The sequence below is a fragment of the Streptomyces actuosus genome (assembly GCF_016921115.1).
GTDB classification, from domain to species: Bacteria; Actinomycetota; Actinomycetes; order Streptomycetales; family Streptomycetaceae; genus Streptomyces; species Streptomyces actuosus_A.
This window is the reverse complement of record NZ_JAFFZS010000005.1, coordinates 126,165-152,178: the sequence shown is the minus strand read 5'-3', so window position 1 is coordinate 152,178 and position 26,014 is coordinate 126,165. Positions and strand designations below refer to the sequence as shown.

The following is a 26,014-nucleotide window of genomic DNA, read 5'->3' as shown; positions in this document are numbered from 1 at the left end:
GGTGCCGGGAACGGGAAGGTTCACCGGCTCGCGGCGCCGGCGAACCGCGCCGGTCGCAGCACTAGCGGAACCGGAACGCCTTCATCAGACGCAGGCTCCGGCTCATGAACGCCGCGTACCTCTCGTCGTCCATCCCGAGGGACGGCGCCATCGGCAGCAGCCGCTGGTGCGCCACCGTCTGGGCCTCCGTGTACTTGAGGATGCCCTCGGAGCCGTGCCGGCGGCCGAGGCCGGAGTCCTTCATGCCGCCCATGGGGGACTGGGCGCTGCCGTAGGCGGAGGCGTAGCCCTCGTTGATGTTGACCGTTCCGGTGCGCAGACGGGCCGCGACCTCCCGGCCGCGCCGGGCGTCCTTCGTCCAGACCGAGGCGTTCAGGCCGTACGGCGTCGCGTTGGCCCGGGTGATCGCCTCCTCCTCCGTCGTGAAGCGGTAGACCGACACGACCGGTCCGAAGGTCTCCTCGGTGCACACCGACATCGGCTCGGTGACGCCGTCGAGGATCGTCGGCTCGAAGAAGTACGGACCGATGTCCGGACGGGCCACCCCGCCGGCGACGACCGTGGCACCCTTGGCCACGGCCTCCTCCACATGCCGCTTCACCGTCTCCAGCTGGCGCTCGCCCACCAGCGACCCCATGTCGGCGCCGTAGGCGAGGGAGGTGCCGAGCCGCATGGCCCGCGTGCGGGCGGCGAAGCGGTCGAGGAAGGCGTCCGCGACGGACTCGTGGACGTACAGCCGCTCGATGGAGATGCACAGCTGCCCGGCGGAGGAGAAGCAGGCGCGCACCGCGCCCGCGGCGGCCTTGTCGGCGTCCGCGTCCTCCAGCACCAGCATGGCGTTCTTGCCGCCGAGTTCGAGGGAGACGCCGACCAGGCGGGCGGCGGCGCGCTCGGCGACCTCGCGGCCGGTGCGGGTGGAACCGGTGAAGGAGACATAGTCGGCGTGCCGGACGACCTCGGGGCCGACGACGGGTCCGTCGCCGATGACGACCTGGAAGACCGCGGCCGGCAGCCCCGCCTCGATCAGCAGGTCGCGTGCCCACAGCGCGGTCAGGCAGGTCTCGGTGTCGGGCTTCATCACGACCGCGTTGCCCGCGGCGAACGCGGGGAGCGCGTCGCCCACCGACAGCTCCAGTGGGTAGTTCCACGGAGCGATCTGGCCGACGACGCCGCGCGGATGGCGCAGCTCGGTGACCTTCGTCAGCGCCGGTACGGCACCGGTGTGCCGCTTCGGCCTCAGGTAGGCGGGGGTCCGGCGGCCGTAGTGGCGGGCCGCGACGGCGACGGCCTGGACCTCCTCGTGCGCGTGCAGGCGTGCCTTGCCGGTCTCCAGCTGGATCAGGTCCAGGATCTCGGCCTGCCGTTCGAGCACCAGGTCGTGGAAGCGCAGGAGCACGGCGGCGCGCTGCCGCACCGGTGTCCGCGCCCACAGGGCCTGCGCGGCGCGTGCGGCCTCGAAGGCCCGGGCCACGTCCTCAGGGGTGGACTCGGGCAGGTCGGCGAGCTTCTCGCCGGTGAACGGGGTGTGGTTGGCGGTCCGGCCGGAGCCGGCGACGCCCTTGGTGAGCTGGGCGACCAGCTCGGGGGTCACCACGCCGGCAGCGGTGCGGGCGCCCGCCGGGGAGGGGGCGAGAGGGTTGGTGCCGGTCGTCTCGGCAACACCGAGGCCGGTCTTCTCCGGGGCCTGCGAGTCCGTCATGAGCGGCAGGGTATGCCCGACCGAGAGCTTTGTGTACCCGCCGGTAACGGGGATTCACCGAGTACTCACATCGCGCCAGCAGGCACTGGCAGCAAATACGCTGATCAGGCCGTTGTTCGACCGCGATCACGCATGGTTCGATCCTCACCTATCCTTTCGCCCACCCCAGGGCGGCCCGAAGGGCCGTCATCGGGGCGAGTCGGCGCTTCTCACCGGATTCCGGGCCCGTCGGCCCCGAGGACGGGTGGCTCGCGCTCGCGGCCGGCCGGACCGTCTCCGACGGCTCGCCCGGGCTGACCGGCCCGCCCTCCGCGGCCGATTCGGCCACCTCGACCGGCCGGGCCGCGTGCGGCGCCGCGGGCGCGCGGGCCGCCCCGGCACCGTCCGGCGCTGCCGGGGCGGCGGCCGACCGGGCCGCCTCGGCCGGTGCACTCGCCGTGATCGACCCGTCCGGCTCCGGCGTCCCGCGCGAAAACGCCGACCGGCCCGTCCGCGGCGCCGCGAACACGGTGGTCGACCGGGCCGTCTCCCGCGCGGCGGCCGCCGGTGCGGGCTCACCCGCCGGGACCGGGTCGACGGCCGCCGGTTCCCCGGCGCCGAGGTCCGCGACGGCCGCCGGCCGTCCCGCTGCCACCGCCTCCAGCGCCGCGGCCGTCTCCGCCGCGCCGGGCCGCGTCTCCGGCTCCGGTGCCAGCAGTCGTCCCACGAGCACGCCGAGCGCGCCTGTCTCCTCCCCCACGGCCTCCCGGAGCAGCGCCCCCAGCGACCACAGGTCGGACGCCGGGCCGCCGCGCCGGCCCGCGCGGCGCTCCGGTGCCTGGAACGCGCCGCCGCCCACCGGTGCCTCGATGCCGAAACCGGCCAGGACCACCCGGCCGGCCGGGTCGAGCAGCACGTTGGCGGGGCGCACGTCGCGGTGCACGATGCCGACCGCGTGCGCGGCGCGCAGGGCGCCCAGGACGGCCAGACCGAGACGGGCGGCCTCGACGGGGTCGAGGGGTGCGCGGGCGATCCGGCGGCGCAGGGACTCGCCCGGCACCAGTTCCATGACCTGCCACGGCGGCCCGCCGTCCTCGCCGGCGACGACGTCGTGCACGAAGACCGCCGAGGGATGGTCGACTCGGGCCGCCGCGCGCGCCTCGTGCAGCAGGCGGTGGGCGGCGCGCCGGTAGCCGTCGTCCCCCGGACGGACGGCCGGCCACGGCTGCCGCACGGCGACTTCGCGTTCCGTGTGCTCGTCCAGCGCCCGCCACACGGAGCCGGAGCCGTCCGGGCTGCCGCCGATCCGTTCCAGCAGCCGGTAGCGTCCGCCCACCAGTCGACCGGAGGCGCCGCTTCCGCCGCCGTCGCTCACGCCGCCGCCGTCGCTCATGCACCATGCCTATCGCGCCGGACGGGCCCTTGTCGACGCGTGCCGCAACGCCCGTTCCGGGACGGCCGACAGGCCGCACCCGGTACACCGCGGCTCCGCCCGCGCCCGACTTTCGGAGGGGGACGGAACAGCCGACTGCCCCTGTGCCGCGGCCCGTTCCGGCACTGCGCCGAGAAGCAGTCACCGACCGGCCGTCCGGGGGGTGGCGTGTCCGACGTGGCGGCCCGCCGCCGGCGGCGTGTTGCGCCCCGGTAGCGGGCTCCGGGCCTGGGCGCCGCGCGGCCCACCGGCACCGGCGCCCACCGGGACGGGCGTCCGCGGGCGGCGGGGTGCGGGCGGCCGGGACGGCGGTTCGCGGGACGGCGGCGCCCGCCCTCGGCCTGGAGTCGGACGGAGCCGTCGCGCCGACGTCCGGTCCGCGGCCGGGCGCCCGCGGGCACGGGTGCCGCCCGGGCGCGAGCCGCGCCCCGGCACGGGTTCCCGCCCGGTGCAATGCCCGTCGGTGCGGGTGCCCGCCGGGAGCAGGCGTGTCAGGAGCACGTGCGCCGGGCGCGGGGGTCCCTGCCGCCGGGCGGTCTCAGAGCCGGTCCACGTCCAGGTTCGCGAACGCCGTCCGCGCCACCTCGCGGCCCCGCTGTGCGAAGTCGCCCTTGCCCGGATAGCTGACGGTGAGCTTGTACAGGTCCCCCCGGCCCGTCCGGTAGTAGAGGATCTGCATCTCCCGGGGGCGCGGGTGCTCCCTGTCGTCGGTGGTGAAGGAGACCGTCATCGCGGCGGCCTCCTCGCCGTGGAAGGTCCTGTCCTTGTCGACGATCGTCCTCGGGGCCTTCGGCATGTCGTAGTCGTAGGCGCCGCGCTCCTCGAACTCGGCCTGGTCCTCGTACATCTCGGCCGTCGCGGACGCGGCGATGTCACCGGAGGTGTCCTCGGACCTCTTCTCCAGGGCGAGGTCCAACCAGACGGCGCCGCTCACGTCGGCGTACCCGACCCAGTGCCGCTCGTCCCGCTTCGGGTCGGGGACGGAACGCTCGTAGCCGCCGGGGACCGCGAGGGTCGCGGCGAGGGTCTTCTCGTGACGCGTGCTCCAGCCGTCGGGCAGCGGACCGGCGAACGGGTCGGCGAGCACCAGGTACGCGGCGACGGCCGCGGCCACCACGGCCGCGGCCAGCCCGATCCACGTCCTGCGGCCCGGCCGGGCCGTGCGCCGCGGCGGGACGTCCGGCGCAGTCCGCACGGGCGGTTCCGGCGGAGCGGGCGCCGGCGGGTCGGCAGCGGCCTCCAGCAGGGCGCGGACCTGGGCGGCGGTGGGGCGGCGGGCGGGATCCTTCTGGAGGAGGCCGTTGATGGCGTCGGCGAGCGGCCCCTGCGCGGAGGCGGGCGGGGCGGGCGCGGCGTTGAGGACGGACTGGAGGGTGGCCGGGGTGTTGCTGCGGCGGAACGGGGAGACGCCCTCCGTCGCCGCGTACAGCACCACGCCCAGTGACCACAGGTCGCAGGCCGGCCCCGGGCGCTGGCCCAGCACCCGTTCCGGGGCGATGTACTCGGGTGACCCGACGAAGCCTCCCGTGTCCGTCAGGCTGGTCTCGCCCTCGATGTGGGCGATGCCGAAGTCGGTGAGGACGACGCGGTCGTACCGGCCGAGCAGCACGTTGTCCGGTTTCACGTCCCGGTGCAGGATGCCGGCCGCGTGCGCGGCCTCCAGCGCGCCGAGGACCTCCAGACCGATCCGGGCGGCCTCGCGAGCGCCCAGGGTGCCCTCCTGGAGGGCGTCGCCGAGGGAACGCCCCCGGACCAGCTCCATCACGATCCACGGCCGGCCGTCGACCACCGCCACGTCGTGCACGTTCACCACCGCGGGATGGTCGAGCCGGGCCGCCGCGCGCGCCTCGCGCCGCATGCGCTCGAAGGCCGTGGCGCGTTCCTGCTCGGAGAGGTGGTCCGGGACGCGGGGCTCCTTGACGGCGACCTCGCGGTCCACCGTCTCGTCCAGAGCCCGCCAGACGGTGCCCATCCCGCCGTGCCCGAGTCGGCCGAGCAGTCGGTAGCGGCCGGCGACCGACCGCTCCGCGCCGGGCGCCTCGCCGGGCCGGTGCGCCGCGCGGGGCGCGGGGTGGGCGGATCCGGCAGCCGGGGTGGCGTCGCCGGGAGCCGGGTGGGCGGGAACGTCCACGGGAGGGTGCGCGGGAACGCCGCCGGGGTGCGCGGCGGGCTCGCCGCGTCGGTGCGCGGGAGCGGTGTCGGCGTGGGAGGCGGGCTCGCCGGGGTGCCGGGGTGCGTTCTGTGCGGGCACCGCGGCGGGCGGTCTCGGTGGCTGGAGCATGAAGCTGGTCGTCTCGTCGGCCCCCTGGCCACCGTCGCCCCCGTGGTTACTCATGTGTCCATGCATATCGCGCGTACAGCACGCGGATCCAGCCGGTGGGCGAACCGGTCACACACCCGTGACGCGCAGGCCCGGGGGTGCCGCACCGCCGGTTCAGGGGGCGGCGAAGGTGTCGACCGCCACGTCGAAGTACTCCCGCGCCTGGTGCGCGTTCCCGACCGGTGCCGACACCCACACGTCGTACATCCGGCCGTTCTCCTCCCAGCACAGGTCGAAGGTGTGCCGGGGGCCCTCCGCCGTGCTGAAGCCGTTCCAGGTGAACTCCCAGAGGGCGGCGGGCCGTCCGCGGTGGGTGGTCTCGACGACCCGCGCGTCGCGGTAGCCGGGGTTGGTGTCCGGCCCGGCGGCGTCCGCGCGGCGCAGCACCGCCGACGGGCCGCCCGGTGCCGGGGCACCGGGTTTGATGCCGAGGCGGAACGTCCCGCCCGGCGACAGGTAGAACACGCGCTCGCCCTCGGGCCGCCGGAGGAAGCCGTCCGGTACGGCCAGGCGGAACCCGGCCGGGTCCTCGGCCAGGCGGTAGCCGGAGGGCGCGGTGGCGCGGCTCCCGGAGACACCGGACGCGCCGCGGGGCGCTGGGGTGGACGCGGTGGGCGTGCCGGAGGGCGTGCCGGTGGACGCGGGGCCGGTGGAGGACGGACCGGAGGTGCCGCTGCCCGCCGGCGCGGGACTGACCGGTGCCGAGCTGGCGGGTGTGCCGTCCCCGCCGCCCCGCTCGTGCATGAGCAGCGCCGCAGCCGACACACCCGCGCCTGCCATCGCGGCGACCAGCAGCGCAGCCATCAGTACGCCCCGTGTGGTGGGTGCACTGCGCTCCGGGGGTCGCTCCGTGTCGGCCGGTGTCGGCGGGCGGGGCGTGGGGGTCGGCGCGGGTGTGCGGCCCGTGTCGAGGTAGGCGCGCAGCAGGCGTTCGGCCTCGGTGGCGTCCATCCGCCGGTCCGGGTCGCGTTCCAGCAGGCCGCGGACGACCGGCAGGATCGGTTCGGCCTGCGCGGGAATACGGATCTGGTCGGAGACGACGGCGTGCAGGATGCCGCCGAGCGAGTCGCGCCGGAACGGCGACTCGCCGCTCAGGATCGTGCACAGCAGCGCGCCGAGGGACCACAGGTCGGAGGCCGGCCCGGTGCGGGCACCCGCCATCCGCTCCGGGGCGGTGTACTCGGGCGAGCCGACGAAGGAGCCCGTCTCGGTGAGTGTGGTGGCCCCCGCGACCTGGGCGATGCCGAAGTCGGTGAGGACGACGCGGTCGGTGCCGGCCTCGACGAGCACGTTGGCGGGCTTGATGTCCCGGTGCAGCACGCCTGCCGTGTGCGCCGCGCGCAGCGCGCCGAGCAGGGCGACGCCGATCCGCGCGGCCTCGGCCGCGTCGACGGGCCCCCACCGGGCGACCCGGTCGGCGAGTGAGCCTCCGTCGATCAACTCCATGACCATGTAGGGGCGTCGGTCCTGCTCGACGACGTCGTGCACGACGACGATGTGCGGGTGGCGCAGCTGCGCGACCGCGCGTGCCTCCCGCAGGGTGCGGTCGCGCTGCCGGCGCGCATGGGCCTCGTCGAGCCCCTCGTCGAGGGCGATCTCCTTGACCGCCACCTGCCGGCCCAGGAGTTCGTCGGTGGCACGCCATACGACACCCATGCCACCGCGGCCCAGCCGTGCCCGCAGACGGTAGCGGTCCGCGATCACGCGGCCGTCTTCCCCCTCGGTCCCCATACGCCCCATCATGCACCACCGGACGGCTGCCCTCCGGGGCGGTGACCGGCCACGACGCAGGGTCCGTGGCCGGTTGTGGCGCCTGCGGAGCCCGGTGCCGCGGGCGGCGCCGGGAGGGCTTCGGCCGCGCTAGGACGGCTTGGGCTGCCAGCTGCGCAGGACCGCCTTGAACTGCGCCTGGGTGGTGTCCCAGTCCTCGGCGGGCGAGGACATGTAGAGCGCGTACTCGGTGCCGTCGTCGGTGAGGTACACCTCGTCGACGGCGTGCCGCGGGCCGGGGAAGTCGGTGTCCTTGGGCTGCGCGGTCCAGGTGTACTCCCACAGGGAGGCCCGGCGGTCGCGGTAGGTGACGACCCTCAGCTCCCGCTGCTTGTAGTCGACGAGCCGGTGCAACTGCCGGTCGAGGGAGAGCTGGTGCCGGTACGGGTCGTCGTAGTCCGGGTCGGTGTCGACGGCGATACGGACGAAGTGCTCGCCGCCGTCGGGCGAGTAGTCGATCTGCGTGAGGTTGCCCTTCTGGCTGAAAACCTGCCGCTGCCACCCCTTGGGCAGGGACAGGCTGAAGCCCACGGGGTCGTTCACCGTCTCCCAGCCGTCCGGGACCGCGCCTCCGGCGGGCGGGCTCGGTGTTCCGGAGGGGGGTGCCGTGGCGCCGGACCCGCCGGCGGTGCGCCGGCCCACGTCCCACTGCTGCAGGACCACCGCGGTGCCCGCACCGATGACGGCGGCGAATGCGGCGACGACGGCGACCGTGCGCAGCCGGCGGCGGCGCGGCGGGGGCGCCGCGGGCCCGAACGCGGTGGGGCCGGTGACGGGCGAGTGGCCCGCGGGGGTGAGGCCGCCGGGCGTGGGGCCGACGGGCGTGGGGCCGACGGGCGTGGGGCCGACGGGGACGGGGCCGACGGGGGTGTGGCCCGTCGGCGGGTTCACCGGTGCGGCCGTGTCCTGCCCGTACCCGGACCGGGCGTCGTACCCGGTGTCGTATCCGGTGTCGTATCCGGTGTCGTATCCGAGGTCGTGCCCGGGACGGCCGTACTGGGTCGGCACATACGCCTGGGCCGCGCCGGGCGTACGTCCCTCCGCCGCCTCGGCGAGCATCTGCCCGGTCTCGCCCGCGTCGGGCCGGGCCGCGGGGTCCTTGCTGAGCAGGGCGTTGATGACGGGCGTCAGCGGTCCCGCGTTGAGGGGTGGGTCGACCTCCTCCTCGACGACCGCCTGCATGGTCGACAGCGGCGAGGTGCGGCGGAACGGCGACCTGCCCTCCACCGCCGTGTACAGCGTGGCGCCGAGCGCCCACAGGTCGGACGCCGGGCCGGGGTCCTGGCCGCGGATGCGCTCGGGGGCGAGGTAGTCGACGGAGCCGACGACCTCGCCGGTGCGGGTGATCGTGGTGTCGCCCTCGATCTGGGCGATGCCGAAGTCGGTGAGCAGGACGCGGCGGTCGTGGGCGAGCAGGACGTTGCCGGGCTTCACGTCGCGGTGCAGGACGCCGGCGGTGTGCGCGGCGCGCAGGGCGCGCAGCACCCACAGGCCGATCCGGGCGGCCTCCCCGGGCTCGACGCGGCCCTGTTCCTTGACCGCGTCGGCGAGGGAGTGACCCTCCACCAGCTCCATCACGATCCATGGCCGGCCGTCGTGTTCGAGGACGTCGTGCACGGTGACGACAGCGGAGTGGTTGACGCGTGCGGCGGCCCGCGCCTCGGCACGGGTGCGGGCCAGCAGGACGGCCTGCTCGCTCTCGGAGACGTAGAGCGCTGCGGTCAGCTCCTTGATCGCGACCGCCCGGTGCAGCAACTCGTCGTGGGCGCGCCACACACGGCCCATGCCACCCCTGCCGATGGAGTCGGCAAGCCGGTAGCGGCCCGCGAGGAGCAGGCCCTGCATCTGATTCACGTTGCCCCGCAATGCTCTTGACAAAGTCAGACTAAAGACAGGCCCGCCCCCGGGGAACCGGCGGGGTGTCACGGTGACCGCACTGTGACGGTTGCCGCTCCACCGTGCGAACGGTGCCGGTCGGGCCGATCACCGCACATGGACACGCCGGTGCCGGAGCGTCACCGGGACGGCCGCACGGGACGGTGCGCCGGGGGCGTGGATCCGCGGAGCGGGGCGGCGGGACGCGATCCGGGGACCGGCTCCCGGGCGAGCGGGCTCCGGGGGAGGGCGGGGCCCGAGGGGACGGGCCCGGGGGTCAACTCGCCGGGCGGTACGTCGACGACGCCTGCTCGTACAGCCGCGTCACCTCGTCCCGCTCCGCCTCCGGGCCCCGCACCTGCACGATGTGGTAGCGGCCGTCGACCAGCATCGCGAGGTTGCGCACGTACAGCTCCCGGCCGTCGGCACCGGTCCAGGTGAACTGCCCCTCTGCCATGGTCCGTCCGCCGACCTGAATGGTCTTCAGGCCGCTGGCGGTGGCCCAGCTGGAGTCGCGGTACGGCTGGATCTCACGTTCCTTCTCCCGTTGGTAGACCATCGGATCGCTGCCGTAGGCGGTCGCGCTGTCCCGGCCGGGAACGACGATGAGCTCGAAGCCGCCGTGTGTGTACTCCACTTGCCCGCGCGCGTTCCTCGGCGTGCGCTCCCAGCCGTCGGCGACCGCGATCCGGAAGCCCTCCGGATCGGTGCGGACGGTGAATCCGTCCGCGGCGCCGGGGCCCGCCGTCTGCGGCTGGGTCGCGTCCGAGCCCGCCGATCCGGTGCCGCCCGCGCCGTCGTCGCCGGGTGAGGTCTGGTCGGGCCGGGGCTCGCTGCTCGCCGCGGGCTCCTCGGGGGTCGGCGCGGCCTCCCCGGCGGCACCGGTCCGGCCGGCACCGGGCACCGCCGCCCCGGCCCGGCCGTCGGCCTTCGGCATGAAGAGCACCGCGTACGCGACCGCCCCGGCCAGCAGAGCGAGGATCAGCAGCAGCAGCGTGCGGCCCAGGCGGCGCGGTGAGTGGGCCGAACGTCCTTCCTGGCGGGCCCGTTTGTGTCGCCCGTGCGTGTTCGCGGGCAGTCCGGCGCGGCGCCTGCGCACCAGTTCGCCCCGGCGGCGCACGATCGGCAGCCGGCTGGGGTCGGCGGGCGGCGCCGCGACGACGTGCGCCCCGGCCTCCGGTTCGGGGGCGGAACGCACCAGCGAACGCAGCCAGCCCCGCAGTTCCTCCACGTCGGGACGGTCGGTGGGGTCCTGGCGCAGCAGCGATTCGACGACCGGCCTCAGCGGCCCGCACTCCTCCGCGAAGGCGGGCGGTTCGGCGCACACCATCTGCACCAGCTCCGCCGTCGACTCCTCCGGGTAGGGCGCATGTCCCTGCACGGCCCGGAAGAGCAGCGCGCCGAGCGCCCACAGGTCGGTGGCGGGTCCGATCGGGGCGGCCAGCTGCCAGTTGTCGTGCACCGGGCCGGCCTGTTCGGGAGCCCACCGTTCGGTGACGGCGCCGACCAGCGTCATCCGGGCCTGCCGCGCCCGCTCTGCGGCGAGCGCGGTGGCGGGTCCACGGTGGTGCGGGACGCCGGCCGCCGGTTCGTCCCAGCGGGCGGGCGCCGGGGAGGCGGCGGGGCCGGCCGGCCCCGGGGCGGCGGTGTCCGCGGACGGCGGCGCCGGGGCGGGGGCGGACGGGCGGGGCACGGCACCGTGCCGGGGAGTCGCGCCGACGCCGTAGGGGTCGGCCGTCGTGCCCGGCAGGGGTGCGGCAGGCGGGCGGGAGGAGGACGGCGATCGGGGCGGGGCCCCGTCGCCGCGGGTGCCGGTGGTGTCTCCCGCGGTGGCGGGCCGGGGGGCGCCGGGCAGCGCGATCCCCCCGTTCTGCCGGCCGTCCTGGACCCGGGCCGCGGCCCGCGCTCCCGCCCGGTACGCGGCGATCGCCCCGGCGCGGGCGGCCCGGACGTCGTCCCCGCTCCGGGGTGCCGGAGTGCGGGCGAGTGCGGCCGAGGCCCCGTTCCCCGGTTCGGCGCCGGGGGCCGGCCCGCCGGCCGCCCGTGCCTGGATCGCGGCACGCCGGGCGGACTCGGGGTCGGCGCCTCCGGCCGCGCCACCGGGGCCCGCGCCGCCGTCCGCACCCGCCCGGGCGTCGGGGCCGCCGCTGCGGGGCAGGGCTCCGCCGGGCGCGCGGGGGGCCGCCGGGGCTCTGCCGGGCGTGCCGTGTGCACCGGTGCCGTCCGGGAGCCGCTCGGTGCGGCCGGTACCGGGCTCCTGGCCCGGTCCGCCCTCGCTCTCACCGCCCTGGGGCGGTACGGGGTCGTAGCCGCACAGGGCCTCTTCCGCCGCGCCGGCCGCCAGCCCCGTGAGCATGATGCGCCCGTCGTCGCAGACGAGCACCGTGCGGGCGGTGATGTTGCGGTGCACCCAGCCGTGCGCGTGCAGCGCCCGCAGAGCCGTGAGCACGTCGGAGGCGACCTCGGCCGCCCGGTAGGGCGTCAGCGGCTTCTCCGCGAGCAGCGCCGCCAGCGGCCGGGCGGCCACCCGTTCGCTCACCACCCACAGCGAGCCGCCCTCGGCGAACACGTCGAAGACCTGGTCGAGCAGCGGGTGGTCGGGGATCCGCGCGGCGGCCTGGGCAGCCTCCAGCGCACGCCGCACCACGGGATCGGCGGGCCGCCGGGTGGTCGTGCCCGCAGCGGCCCGGCGGGTGCCCGGGACGCGGGTTCCGCCCGGCCGTTCACGCGCCGTGAAGCCTTCGGGCAGCCCCTCGGCGTCGAGTACCTCCGCCTCCACGACCTCCGGCAACGGCACCTGCCGGATCAGGACTTCCTGCCCGCTGTAGGTGTCGAAGGCCCGCGTCTCGGTGAGCTCGTACTCGTCGGACGGCGGCAGCGGCAGGCGGTAGCGATCGGCGAGTACCCGTCCCGCATAGTCGTCCACGTTGCCTCCCCCGGCCGCCCGGTCGGTCAATTCCGTTCGACACACGTCCCGTTGTGCACCTCTACCCGGATGCGTACGGTCCGCAAGCACTCACGATACGTGCCGGAGACGACCGGCAGAGAGGGGATGCGAGATCCCGTCCCGGCTTCGCATGGCCGGCGGTGCGGAGGGCATTGCCTCACTTCTTCGGGCTGAATGTGTCCGTGAGTGTCCGCCAGGTGTTCTTGCGCAGGTCGCCGTTCCAGTCGTCGGCCTTGGCCGTGTACATCAGGCCGTACCCCAGGTGGGCGCCGACGACGAAGCCGCGGTCGACGCTCCGGTACTTCGTCCCGCCGGAGACGTACGTGAACTCCCAGTCGGCCGTGTTCCAGCCGCGGTAGTCCACCTTCTCGATGCGGATCCGGTCGTACTGCGCCCGCCGCATGGACCCCTCCTGGTTCTGCCAGTCGGCAACGGGGTCGTCCTTGGGCGCGGTGGTCCAGCCCACGAGCAGCTTCTGGCCGTTCGGGCCGGTGAAACGGTCCCCAGCCTCACTGGAGGTCTGGAACTTCCATCCCACGGGCAGCCCGATCGTGTACCCCTGGCCGCTGCGGTGCGTCGTGGCGACCCCGTTGTCTGCGGTGCCCGCGCCGGGCGTGCCGGCACCACTCGGGGCGGTGCCGGCACCGGGCGCGGCGCCCGTGTCCGGGGCGGCCGGGGCGGAGGGCGACGCGGCGCCGTCGGTGCCGGCGCCGGCACCGGTGGCACCGGTGGCACCGGCGGGGTCCTCCTTGGTGGAGGGACCGGCGGCCGCTCCGGCACGGGAGCCGTTCTTCGCACCGGCGCCGGCGCCGTCGCCGCCGCCGAGCGTCAGGGCCAGGACGGTGCCCAGCACGGCGAGCACCACCGCCACGGCGATGATCACCAGCGTGCGCCGCGATACGACATCGGTGAGCGGCGCCCTCGGCACGGGCCGCGGGGGCAGGTCCAGGTCCGGCGGCGGCACGACGCCCCAGCCGGAACGCCGGTCGCCGTCGGTCCCGTCGCCGTGCGGGGCCGGTCCGGCGCCCCGCGGCGACGACGCCGGCGGGGCGGCGGGCGCTCCCGCGCCGCCGGTGGCCGCAGCGGCGGCGCCGGAGGCGCCGCGTCCCGGGGTGGCCGTGGCGGCCCTGGCCGCCGTCCCGCCGGCCCCGACCGCGCCTGCGGCCTTGCGCACGGAACGCAGCGCGCCGCGCAGCCGTTCCCCCGCCTCCTCGCCGCGCCTGCCACCGGTGCCCGACGGACCTTCCTGCCGGGTGGGGGCGTCCGGCTGCGCCGGAAGCGGTACGACCTTCGTCGCGTCGCTCACCGCTCCGGCCCCGGCGGCCTCGGCGTCGGCCGTGTGGATGACCGCCTTCAGCATCGTGCGGGCGCCCGCGTCGTCCAGCCGCTGGGCGGGGTCCTTGGCGAGCAGGCCGTAGATGACGTCCCGGAGCGGGCCGGCGTTCTTCGGCTCCTCCAGCGGCTCGGTCATCACCGCGGTGAGCGTGGCGATCGCGGAGCCCTTGTCGTACGGGGGCGCGCCCTCGACCGACGCGTACAGCAGCCCGCCGAGCGACCACAGGTCGGCTGCCGGCCCCGGCTTGTGCCCGCGGGCCCGCTCGGGGGAGATGTACGAGGGGGCGCCGACGAGCATGCCCGTGGAGGTGATGGACGGGTCGCCCTCGACCTGCGCGATGCCGAAGTCGGTGAGCACGACCCGGCCGTCGTCGGCGATCAGCACGTTGGACGGCTTCACGTCGCGGTGCAGGATGCCCTCGCGGTGGGCCGACCGCAGCACGTCGAGGACGGCGAGGCCGACCTCCGCGGCCCGCCCGGGCTCCAGCAGCCCGTCCTCGCGGATGACCTCGGCGAGCGACTTGCCCTCGACGAGTTCCATCACGATCCAGGGCCGGTCGTCCTCCTGGACCACGTCGAACACCGTCACCGCGCTGGTGTTGCGGATCCGTGCGATCGCCTTGGCCTCACGCAGCGTGCGCGTGATGAGGCGGCGCTTCTCCTCCTCGTCGATGTTCGACGGGAACCGCAGCTCCTTGACGGCGACCGTCCGGCCGAGGGTCTCGTCCTCGGCGCGCCACACCGTGCCCATGCCGCCGCGGCCGAGTACGTCTCCCAACCGGTACCGCCCCGCGAGGAGACGTGCGCTCTTGTCCTGACGGGATGTCCCCGCCCGCTCCGCCTCCGACATGCGTCCCCTCTGCAACCCGCCCTGACAGAGCCTCCATTGTCTCTCACCCGGCAAGTGCCCGACGCACCCAGGGTCCCTCAACGCACCGCACCCGGAACCTTCCGTTCCGTACACGCCGCATCCCCCTCACACTCCCCTCACACCCCCTGCGCCCCCCGGTGCAGCGGCCGGTCCACCGACGGGGATGATGGGGCCTCGACACCGCGCGCCGCCCCGGTCGGGGGGACAACCGGAACGGCCCGCACCATCAAGGGTGATGCAACGACCAGTGACAACGACTGGGAGCCGAGGGCAACCGGAAGCAGTTGACGACCGAGGCGACGGCCCACCGGGACGGCTCACGGCAACGACCCGGCGACCACGGAGGATCGGAGCGAGGGGAGGGACCACGATGCCACCGCCACGAAGACTGCGGGCCGCGCCGGTCGTGCTCGCGCTGCTGCTCCTCGCGCCGGCGGGCTCGCAGGCGCGGGCGACGCCGCCCACGGACGCGGTCCTGCCGCTGCTGGTGACCCGGGGCGGCGCGCCCGCCGCGGCACTGCTGGCGCAGGAGGAGACCGGGGCCCGCTACGCCTGGGCCGGCCGGGGCGTCTCCCGTGCCGACCACTTCCGCGCCGGCAGCATCACCAAGACCTTCCTCGCGACGATCGTCCTCCAACTGGCCGCCGAGCAACGGCTGTCCCTGTCGGACACGGTGGAGCAGCACCTGCCGGGCCTGGTGCGCGGAGCCGGCAACGACGGGCGCGCGCTGACCCTTCGTTCCCTGCTGACGCACACCAGCGGCCTGTACGACTTCACCCGGCTCACCGGCGGCACCGTCCCCGTCACCCCCGAGCAGGCCGTCCGCCTCGCCCTCACCCACCCTCCGGCCGACCGCGGCCGCTACTCCTACTCCAACACCGACTACGTCCTGCTCGGCATGGTCGTCGACCAGGTGACCGGCCGCTCGTACGCCGCGGAGGCCGAGCGGCGCATCATCGCTCCCCTGGGCCTGACGGGCACCTCCTTCCCCGGCTCCCGTGCGACGCTGCCCGCCCCGCACGGGCGCTCCTTCGCCACCGACGGTTCCGATGTCACCGATCTCGACCCACGGGTGGCCGGAGCCGCGGGCGAACTGGTGACCACGCTCGCCGATCTGGACCGCTTCTACGCGGCCCTGCTCGGCGGCGAACTGCTACCCCCGCGCGAGATGCGCGAGATGCTCGACACCCGCACCGCACACGGCGCGTACGGCATGGGCCTCTATCCGGTGCAACTGCCGTGCGGCACCACGGTGTGGGGACACAACGGCCGGATATCCGGCAGCTACGTGCGCAGCGCGGCCACCGTCGACGGGCGCCGCGTCCTCACGTTCCGGGTGAACACGACCACGATCACAGACCCCGACCTCGAACCGGCCCTGCTCGCTGCCGAGTTCTGCCCTCGCACCCCGTAGAACGTTCCGGACGCAAGCCGAGATCCCGCATCCGCTCACTCTTTCGAGTGAGTGCCCCGCCCGGCTCACCCTGCCGAACGGCCGCCCGCCACCACGCCCACGCACCACCGAAGCCCGCGCCGAGCCCTGCCGGCCGGCCCGCCGAGCCCCCGCCCCGTCCGCCGCCGGTCACAACGGCACGATGTCCGGTGCTCCCAGCCGGGCCGCGTCCGCCGTCAGGTCGTCCGGCTGGAGCTGCGACTCCCGCTCCGCCTCCACCCGCTTCTCGTAGTGCTCCACCTCGCGTTCGACGTGGCCCTTGTCCCAGCCGAGCACCGGCGCCATCAGCTCGGCGGCCTCCCGCGCACTGCGGGTGCCACGGTCGAAGGTCTCGATGGAGATACGGGTGCGGCGGGTCAGGACGTCGTCCAGGTGCCGCGCACCCTCGTGGGAGGCGGCGTAGACGACTTCGGCGCGCAGGTAGTCCTCGGCGGCGTGCAGCGGTTTGCCGAGGCCGGGGTCGGCGGTGACGAGTTCGAGGACCTCCTCGGCCATGGATCCGTATCGATTCAGCAGGTGCTCGACACGGACCGGGTGCAGCCCCGTCCGGGCGGCGATCCGCGCCCGCGCGTTCCACAGCGCGCGGTACCCCTCCGCGCCGAGCAGCGGGACGTCCTCGGTGACGCAGTCGGCGACGCGCAGGTCGAGTCCGCGCACGGCCTCGTCGACGGCGTCCTCGGCCATCACCCGGTAGGTCGTGTACTTGCCGCCCGCGACCACCACCAGGCCCGGCGCCGGATGGGCCACGGTGTGCTCGCGCGAGAGCTTGCTGGTGGCGTCCGACTCACCGGCCAGCAGCGGGCGGAGCCCCGCGTACACGCCCTCGACGTCGTCGCGGGTCAACGGAACGGCGAGCACCGAGTTCACGGTCTCCAGGAGGTAGTCGATGTCGGCGCTGGAGGCGGCCGGGTGGGCCTTGTCCAGGTCCCATTCGGTGTCCGTCGTCCCGACGATCCAGTGCCGGCCCCAGGGGATGACGAACAGCACGGACCTCTCGGTGCGCAGGATCAGCCCGGTGGAGGAACTGATGCGGTCGCGCGGCACGACGAGGTGGATTCCCTTGGAGGCGCGGACGTGGAACTGGCCGCGTTCACCCACCATGGCCTGGGTGTCGTCGGTCCAGACGCCCGTGGCGTTGACGATCTGCTTGGCGCGGACCTCGTACTCCCCGCCGCCCTCGACGTCCTGCACCCGGGCGCCGACCACGCGCTCCCCCTCGCGCAGGAAGCCGGTCACCCGCGCGCGGTTGGCCGCCTTCGCGCCGTACGACGCCGCGGTGCGCACCAGGGTGGCCACGAAGCGCGCGTCGTCCATCTGGGCGTCGTAGTACTGCAGGGCGCCGACGAGGGCGTCCTTCTGCAGGCAGGGCGCCACCCGCAGGGCGTGACGCCTGCTCAGGTGCCGGTGCAGCGGCAGGCCCCGGCCGTGGCCGCGGGCCATCGACATGGCGTCGTAGAGCGCGACGCCCGACCCGGCGTACAGCCGCTCCCAGCCGCGGTGCTGCAGGGGGTAGAGGAACGGCACCGGTTTCACCAGGTGCGGGGCGAGCCGCTCCAGCAGCAGGCCGCGCTCCTTCAGCGCCTCGCGGACGAGGGCGAAGTCGAGCATCTCCAGGTAGCGCAGGCCGCCGTGGATCAGCTTGCTGGACCGGCTGGAGGTGCCCGACGCCCAGTCCCGCGCCTCCACGAGCCCGGTGGCCAGACCCCGCGTCACGGCATCGAGGGCGGTTCCGGCACCCACGACACCGCCGCCGACGACCAGCACGTCCAGTTCCCGCTCCGCCATCGCGGCGAGTGACTCGGCACGCTGCGCCGGCCCCAGTGTCGCTGTCCTCACTGCTGCCTCCCGATCGTCCGTCGCGTCGGCCGCACCCGGCGGGCGAAGCCCGGCCCACTCCCCCCTGCCCGAATTCTGACCGGCTTGCCCGACTTCAGCCACCACTCGCCCCCGGCCTGTGGACGACGCCCGGGGGTCCCGCCGGGAAACACTCGCCGAAACGAGGCGGATCAATACCGCATATCGGTCATATTTACTCCTAGTCTGACAGTGCGCTCGCTCATCCTGTCCACCGGGCTTGCGCGCCTGTCCCGCTTCGGTTATTGGGAAGGACGGCCCACGCCATGCCCGCAGATCTCGCCGTCATCGGACTCGGCCCGCTCGGCCTGCCGCTGGCCCAGGCCGCCGTCGCCGCCGGCATCCCCACCGTCGGCTACCGAACGGGCCCGGAGGCCGGCGCCTCCGTCAGCCCCGCCGAACTGCGCCGGATGCTCGCGCGCGGCTTCCGGCAGGCCGTCGGCCCGGCCGAGCTCGGCCGCGTCCGCACCGCCGTGCTCTGCGCCCCCACCCCCTGCGGCCCCGACGGCGACCACGACCTCGGCCAGCTCGAGAAGGCCGCCCGCACCCTCGCCGGACACATGCGCCCGCACACCACCGTCATCCTGGAGTCCCCGGTCCGCCCGGGCACCACGGAGGACTTCCTGCGCCCCCTGCTCGAAGAGGGATCGGGCCTGCGGGCAGGCCGCGACTTCCACCTCGCCCACTCCCCCGCCCGCACCGACCCCGGCAACCGCGCCTTCGCCCCCGCCAACACCCCGAAGGTCATCGGCGGGCTCACCCCCGCCTGCACCGAGTCGGCCGCCGCCTTCTACAGCCGCATCACCGACAAGGTGGTACGCGCGCGTGGTCTGCGCGAGGCCGAGACCGTGCAACTGCTGGAGACGAACTACCGCCACGTCAACATCGCCCTCGTCAACGAGATGGCCGTCCTGTGCCACGAGCTGGGCGTCGACCTGTGGGACGTCATCCGCTGCGCGGAGACCAAGCCCTTCGGCTTCCAGGCCTTCCGCCCCGGCCCCGGTGTCGGCGGCCATTCCGTCCCGCAGGACCTCACCGGGCGCACCGGCCGGGGTCTGCGCATGGTGGAACTGGCCCAGCAGGTCAACAGCCGCATGCCCCGGTACGTCGTCCAGCGCGCCGCCGCCCTCCTCAACGAACACGGCAAGTCCGCGCGGGGCGCCCGCGTCCTCCTCCTGGGGGTCACCTACAAGGCCGACGTCGCCGACCAGCAGGGCACGCCGGCGGAGGAGGTCGCGACCGGGCTGATGCGGCTCGGTGCCGCGGTCAGCTACCACGACCCCCTCGTACCGTCCTGGAACGTCCTGGACCGGCCCGTGCCGCGCGCGGACTCCCTGTACGAGGCGGTGGGCGACGCCGACCTGACGATCCTGCTCCAGCAGCACCGGACGTACGACCTCCAGGGCCTGTCCGTGAAGGCGCAACTGCTGCTGGACACCCGGGGCGCCACGCCGACGGGAGCGGCCCACCGGGTGTGACGGGTCGCCGCACGGGGAGCGGGCGGGCACCATCGTCCGCCCCCGCCGGCCGGGCCCACCGCCGACGCCCGCCGACGCCCGCCGGCATCCGGGCATCCGGGCATCCGGGCATCCGGGCATCCGGGCATCCGGGCATCCGGGCCCTCGAACGCCGGCCCGGCCCACCCCGACACCCCCGCGCCCCGGCACTCCCCGACCCTTCCCCGCACCCACCGGGACCCACTCGGCCCCACCAGCACCCGGCCCCACCGGGTCCGACCGGCTCCGGGCGCACCCTTCTCCTCTCGCCCGGGGATGCACCGCCGCGATCCCCGCGTCCTGCCCAGCCCCCCCCACACACACCCCCGCCGGGCGCCCTCGGGCATGCCGAAGGGCTGGTCGCCCCGCGCGGGGGCGACCAGCCCTTCGGCCGGATCGTGCGGCCTACTGCCGGTGCTGCGAGTCGGCCACCGTGACCTCGACGCGCTGGAACTCCTTGAGCTCGCTGTAGCCGGTGGTCGCCATGGCCCGCCGCAGCGCACCGAAGAAGTTCATCGAGCCGTCCGGCGTGTGGGAGGGGCCGGTGAGGACCTCCTCGATCGTGCCGACCGTGCCCAGGTCGACCTTCTTGCCGCGCGGCAGCTCGTCGTTGACGGCCTCCATGCCCCAGTGGTGGCCGCGGCCGGGCGCGTCGGTGGCGCGGGCGAGCGGGGAGCCCATCATCACCGCGTCGGCGCCGCAGGCGATCGCCTTGGGCAGGTCGCCGGACCAGCCGACCCCACCGTCCGCGATCACGTGCACGTACCGGCCGCCGGACTCGTCCATGTAGTCGCGCCGGGCGGCGGCCACGTCGGCGACCGCGGTCGCCATGGGGACCTGGATGCCGAGCACGCTGCGCGTGGTGTGGGCGGCGCCGCCGCCGAAGCCGACCAGGACACCGGCCGCGCCGGTGCGCATCAGGTGCAGGGCCGCGGTGTAGGTGGCGCAGCCGCCGACGATCACCGGGACGTCCAGCTCGTAGATGAACTGCTTCAGGTTCAGCGGCTCGTGGGAGTGCGAGACGTGCTCCGCGGACACCGTCGTGCCGCGGATGACGAAGATGTCCACGCCCGCGTCGACGACGGCCTTGGAGAACTGGGCCGTGCGCTGCGGGGAGAGCGCCGCCGCGGTGACCACGCCCGAGTCGCGCACCTCCTTGATGCGCTGCCCGATCAGCTCCTCCTTGACGGGGGCCGCGTAGATCTCCTGGAGGCGGCGGGTCGCCGCCTCGGCCGGCAGCTCGGCGATCTCGTCGAGGAGCGGCTGCGGGTCCGCGTGCCGCGTCCACAGGCCCTCCAGGTTCAGCACGCCCAGGCCGCCCAGCTCGCCGATGCGGATCGCCGTGGCCGGGGAGACGACGGAGTCCATGGGAGCGGCCAGGAAGGGCAGCTCGAAGCGGTAGGCGTCGATCTGCCAGGCGATGGAGACCTCCTTCGGGTCCCGCGTACGGCGGCTGGGGACGACGGCGATGTCGTCGAAGGCGTACGCCCGGCGGCCGCGCTTGCCGCGCCCGATCTCGATCTCAGTCACGTCTGTGGCCTTTCCCTGATGCGTTGCAGCGCCTCCCAGTATCCCCGACGGGTACGGCGGCGGCCCCCCGCAGGTACGCCGAGGGCGGCCCCGGTTCGCCCCGGGGCCGCCCTCGTCCGTGCGTCACGCGCGCGTGCGTCACTTCCTGCTGTGGTGGTCGGCCCCCGAGCGTGCTGTGGCTTCATACCGTGCCCCGCCTTCCTCCTGGCCCCATGCCGTCGACGCTTGTCATCGTCTGTCGGCGTTGGCCACCCTCGGACGGCCCACAGACAGCCCGGCGCGGGGCCCGTTCTGCTGCTAGCTAGAAGTGTTCGACCTCTTGGCCCTCCGGGACCTGGTAGCAACCGGACACGACGTGCAGGCTCAGCTTCGGCGGGTCGTCCTTCGCCATTTCAACGATGTTGACACCGGCCTTCTGCTTGTCGTTGTCGGCAGTCAGGTTGATGTTCTTGTTCCTACTGGTGTCCGGCCCGTATGTGACGATCTTCCATCCGCGCTTGGGCAGCTCCGTCTTGAGCCGTTCCATCGCCACGCCGAGGTCGCTCGCCGATGTGGGGTAGAAACTCCACCAATGGAAGATCCGGAAGTATTTCTTTCTGTCCTTTCCCGAGCATTCCGAAACAAACGGACGACTGTCGGATGCCTTCCCCTTGACACCGATCAAGTCGTAGATATCGCTCGACACCTTTTCCATCGCATCGGAGGCGTCACGCGAGGTGCTCGTACCGGAAGAAGGGGTTTCGTTGGAGTCGTTGTCAGTCATGCCGCATCCAGTGACAGTGGCCAGTACAAGGGGGACGGCGACCGCAAGGACGCCCAATTTGATCTTCACGTCGGGAAATCTCTCCTACTTCACACGCGCCCAGAAATCGGGATCCGCCCCCCCGAAACCGGGGGGCGGCTTCAGCGCCACATCATCGCCCTTACCGACGACGACCAGGGCTTGATTCTTCAGACTCTGGGACGGCCCATGGGAAGTCTCGTCCCAGTAACCGCTGTGCCCTTCGGTGTCCGTAGCCATCTGGTTGGCACCGAATTGGGGGTCGCTGGGGATGACGAAGGCGTCCCCGCCATGGCCATAGCGGCCGACATCCGGAACCACGTCTCCGGGTGCCTCCTCGTTCCACACGTGCCCCTTGGGAACGTCCAGCTCGTCGGCGCCTGACACCTTTACACCGGGGCTGCCCGCGAAGACGATGTCATCGGCACTGACATGGCCCGTCTGGGCCGCGGCACCGACGAGCGTCGTTCCATACGAGTGGGCGATCACCGTGCGGTGCGCTGCCGTATCACCGGTGTGCGACGTGTCGAGCCCATCCAGGAACTTGTTGAACGCCGGCGCCCCGTCATACGCGTAGTGTTCGAACGGCGCGTCCTTCCAGACGCTGTCAGGTGCGTCGTAGCCGAGCCAGGTGATCGTGGAAACGGATTTCCCATTGGCCTCGTCATGGGCTGCATGCCAGACCTTGGTCATCCGGTCGATACCTCCACCGATGCTTCCCAGATCCGACGTCGTCCCCGGCACGTAAACCGCCTGATGATCCGCGGTGTCCGGGTTTCCGTCGGCGACGATCGCGCGGCCGTCCCCTTCGGTGCTGAATCCCAGCAGGTACGCCTCGGGCAGTCCGTTCGTTCCCGTCGCGTCGAAGCGCTCCTGGATCGCGTTCATGCCGTCGAGGGACTTGTGAGCCTTCTTCCTTTCCCCTTCCCAGTCCTTCCACTCCTGGGTCTCGACCATCGCACCCTTCACCTCGGTGCCCGTCATCGGATTGAAGTAGGGCCTGTAGCGCTTGGGTTCGGGATGCTTCTTCAGCCAGGCGTCGTAGTCCAGCTGTGCTTGACCGTGGGTCTCGTCGAGCACGGTGCGGTTGGCTTCGTCCCGTACAACGGTGGGGAGCCCGTCCAACTTGCCTATCGAGTCGGGGTGGACGGAGATGTAGTCCGCCTGCTGCTCCGGCGTGAGTCCCTTCCACCACGCCGCGTTGCCCTTCGGGCTGCCGTCCTTGGGCGGGTGGGGCAGGGAATCGAGGTAGTCCTTGCTCGCGTCACGGACGCCGTCCATGTCCGACTTGGCATCGGACCAGTCCCGGTCGGACACCACCAGGTCGTCGTCGGCCTTCAGGGCGCGCAGCTTCGGGGCCCACTTCGCATCCGCGTCCGTGGCTTCCTTCAGGGCGTCGCCGATACGGTCCGCGAACCCCACGGCCTTGCCGAAGTTCGGATTCGGGTGGATGCGCACCGCCTGGCGCTCCAGCGCCGCCGCCGGCGAATCCGTCGGGCTGGTGCTCACCGCAACGGTGCCGCCCTCCGGAACCTTGCCGTCGACTTCCTTGCCTCCCGCCGGGAAGGTGACCGAACCGTCCGTGCCGACGGTGCAGCCGGCCGCCTTCGCGTCCTCCAGAGCAGCGTCCAGCTTGCGCTTGGCCGCGGCCATGTCGAACGCGAAAGCGTTCAGTGCGGTACTGACCAGCCCGCACTCGGTCTGTACGTAGTGGAAGTTCTTCGACACCTCCTTCAGCTCCCGCAGAGCGGCCTCGGCCGTCTTGCCGTCGAGCTGGTTGCGGATCCCCGCGCAGATCCGGTTCTCGACCACGTCCATGGCCGAGCTGGCCATGTCACTCGTGGCCCGGTACCCGTCCGCCGCTTCCTCGTACTCGGACGGCTTGAAAGCCTTCAGCGTCGCAAGATCCATGGCGGTCGATCACTTGTCCTTCGTCGGGCACATGACGGGGTCGGTGTCCTGGTACTTGGCCTTGATCTTGTCCAGCTCGGCCTCGACGTCCGAGTCGAGCATGTTCAGGTCGTGTCCCGAGCGTTCCAGCAGACCGCCCAACTCGCCGCAGCGGCCGCCCACATCACCGACGTACTTCTTCCAGGAGTCGTACAGCTCCTTCTGCGCCGCCGCCGACCGGCAGCCGGCCGTGTCTCCCAGGCCCGACTGCCCGTCGTCCAGCTTCGTCAGCGCCTTGCCGACGCCGTCCTTCAGGCCCGTGACGTCCTCACCGGCCTTCACCCAGGCCTTCTTGTCCGACTTCAGCCGGTCCGAACTCCCGCCACGGGAATCGCCGCCCGGATCGGACGGAATCGAGTTCAGCCGCATCCGGGTGGAGCCGCGCCCTGCCGCTTCCGCCTTCAGTTGCTCCCATTCGTCCCACGCCATGCGTGATGACCTCCCCGTTGCCCCGTTGCCCCGATACCGGCGACATCCGTCGCCTTGTGCATGATCAAGTACACAAGGTGAGAAAATCGTACTCTCACGCGATCACGCCTACCGTAGCGAGGCTCGGACGCCCCCTCATCCGCACCGGCGACCGCGGCGACCGGGTATCCGTACTCATGACACGGTCGTCGGCGAACTGGGCGGTCGCGGCGATCGCCGGCCTCGCGACGTACACCGACCGGACCGTGGAGCAGGTCGCCGACGTGTACGAGACCGCGCTCACGGAAGCGGCGCACGCCGGTGAAGGACAGGCCCGACCCGCGATCGGTCGGGCCGGCGGCCCGACAGAGTGGGGGGTGGTCTCTTCGCTCGGCGCCACGAGTCCGCCGGAGCGCGACGGCCGTCGGGGCTCCTGAGCGTAGTGCTGGCGTGCGTGCTCGCTGTGCTCCCCGGCGTGCGGTGCTGCTGGACGCGGGCGAGTCCATCAAGGCTCTGTCCGAGTATCTGGGCCACCATGACCCCGGCTTCACCCTCCGGACGTATACGCACCTCATGCAGAGCAGCGAGACCCGTACACGGTCGGCCGTTGACCGGGGGTTCGACGGCTCACGGAGGGCGATGACGGCCCCACAACGGCCCAAGAGGTCTGACCTACCGGCAAAGCGGCAGGTCAGACCTCAGGTGATGTCACTTCCTGCTGTAGTTCGGCGCCTCGACCGTCATCTGGATGTCGTGCGGGTGGCTCTCCTTCAGACCCGCCGAGGTGATCCGCACGAAGCGGCCCTTGGACTCCATCTCCGCGACGGTGGCCGCTCCCACGTAGCCCATGGTCTGGCGCAGACCGCCGACGAGCTGGTGCAGCACGTTGGAGAGCGGGCCGCGGTAGGGCACCTGACCCTCGACGCCCTCGGGGACGAGCTTCTCGTCGGAGGTGACCTCGGCCTGGAAGTACCGGTCCTTGGAGTACGACCTGCCCTGGCCGCGGGACTGCATGGCGCCGAGCGAGCCCATGCCGCGGTACGACTTGAACTGCTTGCCGTTGATGAACAGCAGCTCGCCCGGGGACTCCTCGCACCCGGCAAGGAGGCTGCCCAGCATCACCGTGTCGGCTCCGGCGGCGAGCGCCTTGCCGATGTCGCCGGAGTACTGCAGACCACCGTCGCCGATCACCGGCACGCCGGCCTGGCGGGCGGCGAGGGACGCCTCGTAGATGGCCGTGACCTGCGGGACACCGATGCCGGCGACGACACGGGTGGTGCAGATGGAACCGGGGCCCACACCGACCTTGATGCCGTCGACACCGGCGTCGATCAGCGCCTGCGCGCCGTCGCGGGTGGCGACGTTGCCGCCGACCACGTCGACGTTCACGCTCGACTTGATCTTCGCCATCCAGCTGAGGGCGTTGCTGTTGTGGCCGTGCGAGGTGTCGACGACCAGGAAGTCGACGCCGGCCGCGGCGAGGGCCTGGGCCCGTTCGAGCGCCTCGGGGCTGGCGCCCACGGCGGCGCCGACGAGCAGCCGGCCCTCGGCGTCCTTGGCGGCGTTCGGATACTGCTCGGCCTTCACGAAGTCCTTGACCGTGATCAGGCCCTTGAGCACACCCTCGTCGTCGACGAGCGGCAGCTTCTCGATCTTGTGGCGGCGCAGCAGCTCCATGGCGTCCGGGCCGGAGATGCCGACCTTGCCGGTGACCAGGGGCATCGGTGTCATGACCTCGCGCACCTGGCGGGAGCGGTCGGTCTCGAAGGCCATGTCCCGGTTGGTGACGATGCCGAGCAGCTTGCGGTTGCCGTCCGTGACGGGCACGCCGCTGATGCGGAACTTGGCGCACAGTGCGTCGGCCTCGGCGAGCGTGGCGTCCGGGTGGATGGTGATGGGGTTGGCCACCATGCCGGACTCGGAACGCTTGACCAGGTCGACCTGGTTGACCTGGTCCTCGACGGACAGGTTGCGGTGCAGCACGCCGACGCCGCCCTGGCGCGCCATCGCGATGGCCATGCGGGACTCGGTCACCTTGTCCATCGCCGCCGACAGCAGCGGGATGTTGACCCGGACGTTGCGGGAAATGCGGGACGAGGTGTCGACCGCGTTGGGGAGCACCTCGGATGCACCCGGCAGCAGCAGCACGTCGTCGTAGGTCAGCCCGAGTGTCGCGAATTTGTCGGGCACTCCGTCGACGTTGGCAGTCATGACACCTTCCCCAAATGGCCTTGATCGGTGCGGATGTCCATGCTAACGGGAGATGGACCCGTCTCATTCCACGGTTCGAGGCCGACCCCGGCTTCGTATGTTC

At 73.3% G+C, this 26,014-nt stretch carries 16 protein-coding genes and 1 pseudogene; 4 read left to right on the top strand and 13 right to left on the bottom strand.

All coding sequences use genetic code 11. From position 1 onward, the window contains the following. Positions 1-61 precede the first annotated feature (61 nt). The 7 genes from JS756_RS09210 to JS756_RS09180 form a co-directional block, all read right to left on the bottom strand. Positions 62-1,699, bottom strand: a complete 1,638-nt coding sequence (locus JS756_RS09210; RefSeq protein ID WP_205382510.1) for a succinic semialdehyde dehydrogenase — start codon at positions 1,697-1,699, stop codon at positions 62-64. Positions 1,700-1,847: 148 nt separating this feature from the next. Then, positions 1,848-3,071: a serine/threonine-protein kinase gene (locus tag JS756_RS09205; protein WP_205382509.1), complete on the bottom strand. Its 1,224-nt coding sequence runs from the start codon at positions 3,069-3,071 to the stop codon at positions 1,848-1,850. Positions 3,072-3,648: 577 nt separating this feature from the next. Further along, on the bottom strand, positions 3,649-5,445 hold the full coding sequence (locus JS756_RS09200) for a serine/threonine-protein kinase (RefSeq protein WP_205382508.1): 1,797 nt from the start codon (positions 5,443-5,445) through the stop codon (positions 3,649-3,651). Positions 5,446-5,544: 99 nt separating this feature from the next. Continuing rightward, on the bottom strand, positions 5,545-7,161 hold the full coding sequence (locus JS756_RS09195; protein ID WP_205382507.1) for a serine/threonine-protein kinase: 1,617 nt from the start codon (positions 7,159-7,161) through the stop codon (positions 5,545-5,547). A 129-nt stretch (positions 7,162-7,290) separates the two neighbouring features. Continuing rightward, a complete protein-coding gene (locus JS756_RS09190) occupies positions 7,291-9,045 on the bottom strand; it encodes a serine/threonine-protein kinase (RefSeq protein ID WP_205382506.1) in 1,755 nt (584 codons plus the stop codon). A 307-nt stretch (positions 9,046-9,352) separates the two neighbouring features. Beyond that, complete coding sequence (locus JS756_RS09185; RefSeq protein WP_205382505.1) at positions 9,353-12,001, bottom strand: serine/threonine kinase C-terminal domain-containing protein; 2,649 nt, start codon at positions 11,999-12,001, stop codon at positions 9,353-9,355. Positions 12,002-12,179: 178 nt separating this feature from the next. Beyond that, on the bottom strand, positions 12,180-14,207 hold the full coding sequence (locus tag JS756_RS09180; protein WP_205382504.1) for a serine/threonine-protein kinase: 2,028 nt from the start codon (positions 14,205-14,207) through the stop codon (positions 12,180-12,182). A 391-nt stretch (positions 14,208-14,598) separates the two neighbouring features. Here JS756_RS09180 and JS756_RS09175 point away from each other — a divergent pair, with 391 nt between their 5' ends. Then, the gene (locus JS756_RS09175) at positions 14,599-15,642 is read left to right on the top strand and encodes a serine hydrolase domain-containing protein (RefSeq protein ID WP_205382503.1); all 1,044 of its coding nucleotides are present in this window, start codon (positions 14,599-14,601) and stop codon (positions 15,640-15,642) included. A gap of 168 nt (positions 15,643-15,810) precedes the next feature. On the opposite strand, the gene JS756_RS09170 is transcribed toward JS756_RS09175, so the two are convergent. Further along, the gene (locus JS756_RS09170; RefSeq protein ID WP_205382502.1) at positions 15,811-17,517 is read right to left on the bottom strand and encodes a glycerol-3-phosphate dehydrogenase/oxidase; all 1,707 of its coding nucleotides are present in this window, start codon (positions 17,515-17,517) and stop codon (positions 15,811-15,813) included. Positions 17,518-17,801: 284 nt separating this feature from the next. Here JS756_RS09170 and JS756_RS09165 point away from each other — a divergent pair, with 284 nt between their 5' ends. Further along, positions 17,802-19,013 (top strand): nucleotide sugar dehydrogenase, encoded by a 1,212-nt coding sequence (locus JS756_RS09165; RefSeq protein ID WP_205382501.1) that lies wholly within the window; start codon positions 17,802-17,804, stop codon positions 19,011-19,013. Between the two features lie 423 nt (positions 19,014-19,436). Here JS756_RS09165 and JS756_RS09160 read toward each other — a convergent pair whose 3' ends face one another. The 4 genes from JS756_RS09160 to JS756_RS09145 form a co-directional block, all read right to left on the bottom strand. Continuing rightward, entirely contained in the window at positions 19,437-20,561 is a 1,125-nt protein-coding gene (locus tag JS756_RS09160) for a GuaB3 family IMP dehydrogenase-related protein (RefSeq protein WP_205382500.1), read from the bottom strand. A 301-nt stretch (positions 20,562-20,862) separates the two neighbouring features. Then, the gene (locus tag JS756_RS09155) at positions 20,863-21,324 is read right to left on the bottom strand and encodes a hypothetical protein (RefSeq protein WP_240203490.1); all 462 of its coding nucleotides are present in this window, start codon (positions 21,322-21,324) and stop codon (positions 20,863-20,865) included. A gap of 84 nt (positions 21,325-21,408) precedes the next feature. Beyond that, positions 21,409-23,253, bottom strand: a complete 1,845-nt coding sequence (locus JS756_RS09150) for an alpha/beta hydrolase (protein ID WP_205382498.1) — start codon at positions 23,251-23,253, stop codon at positions 21,409-21,411. A 9-nt stretch (positions 23,254-23,262) separates the two neighbouring features. Further along, positions 23,263-23,721, bottom strand: coding sequence for a hypothetical protein (locus JS756_RS09145; RefSeq protein ID WP_205382497.1), 459 nt, complete (start codon positions 23,719-23,721; stop codon positions 23,263-23,265). 176 nt (positions 23,722-23,897) lie between these two features. Between JS756_RS09145 and JS756_RS09140 the strand changes: the two genes are divergently transcribed. Together JS756_RS09140 and JS756_RS36625 are read left to right on the top strand one after the other, a co-directional pair. Next, complete coding sequence (locus JS756_RS09140; protein WP_205382496.1) at positions 23,898-24,137, top strand: hypothetical protein; 240 nt, start codon at positions 23,898-23,900, stop codon at positions 24,135-24,137. Further along, a pseudogene (locus JS756_RS36625) lies at positions 24,097-24,371 on the top strand (site-specific integrase); the annotation flags it as partial. The gene JS756_RS09140 and the pseudogene JS756_RS36625, both read left to right, overlap by 41 nt. Positions 24,372-24,408: 37 nt before the next feature. Here the strand turns inward: JS756_RS36625 and guaB are convergent. After that, positions 24,409-25,911 carry an IMP dehydrogenase gene (guaB, locus tag JS756_RS09135; protein WP_205382495.1) on the bottom strand — a complete coding sequence of 501 codons (1,503 nt, stop codon included), beginning with the start codon at positions 25,909-25,911 and terminating at the stop codon, positions 24,409-24,411. Between the last annotated feature and the right edge of the window lie 103 nt (positions 25,912-26,014).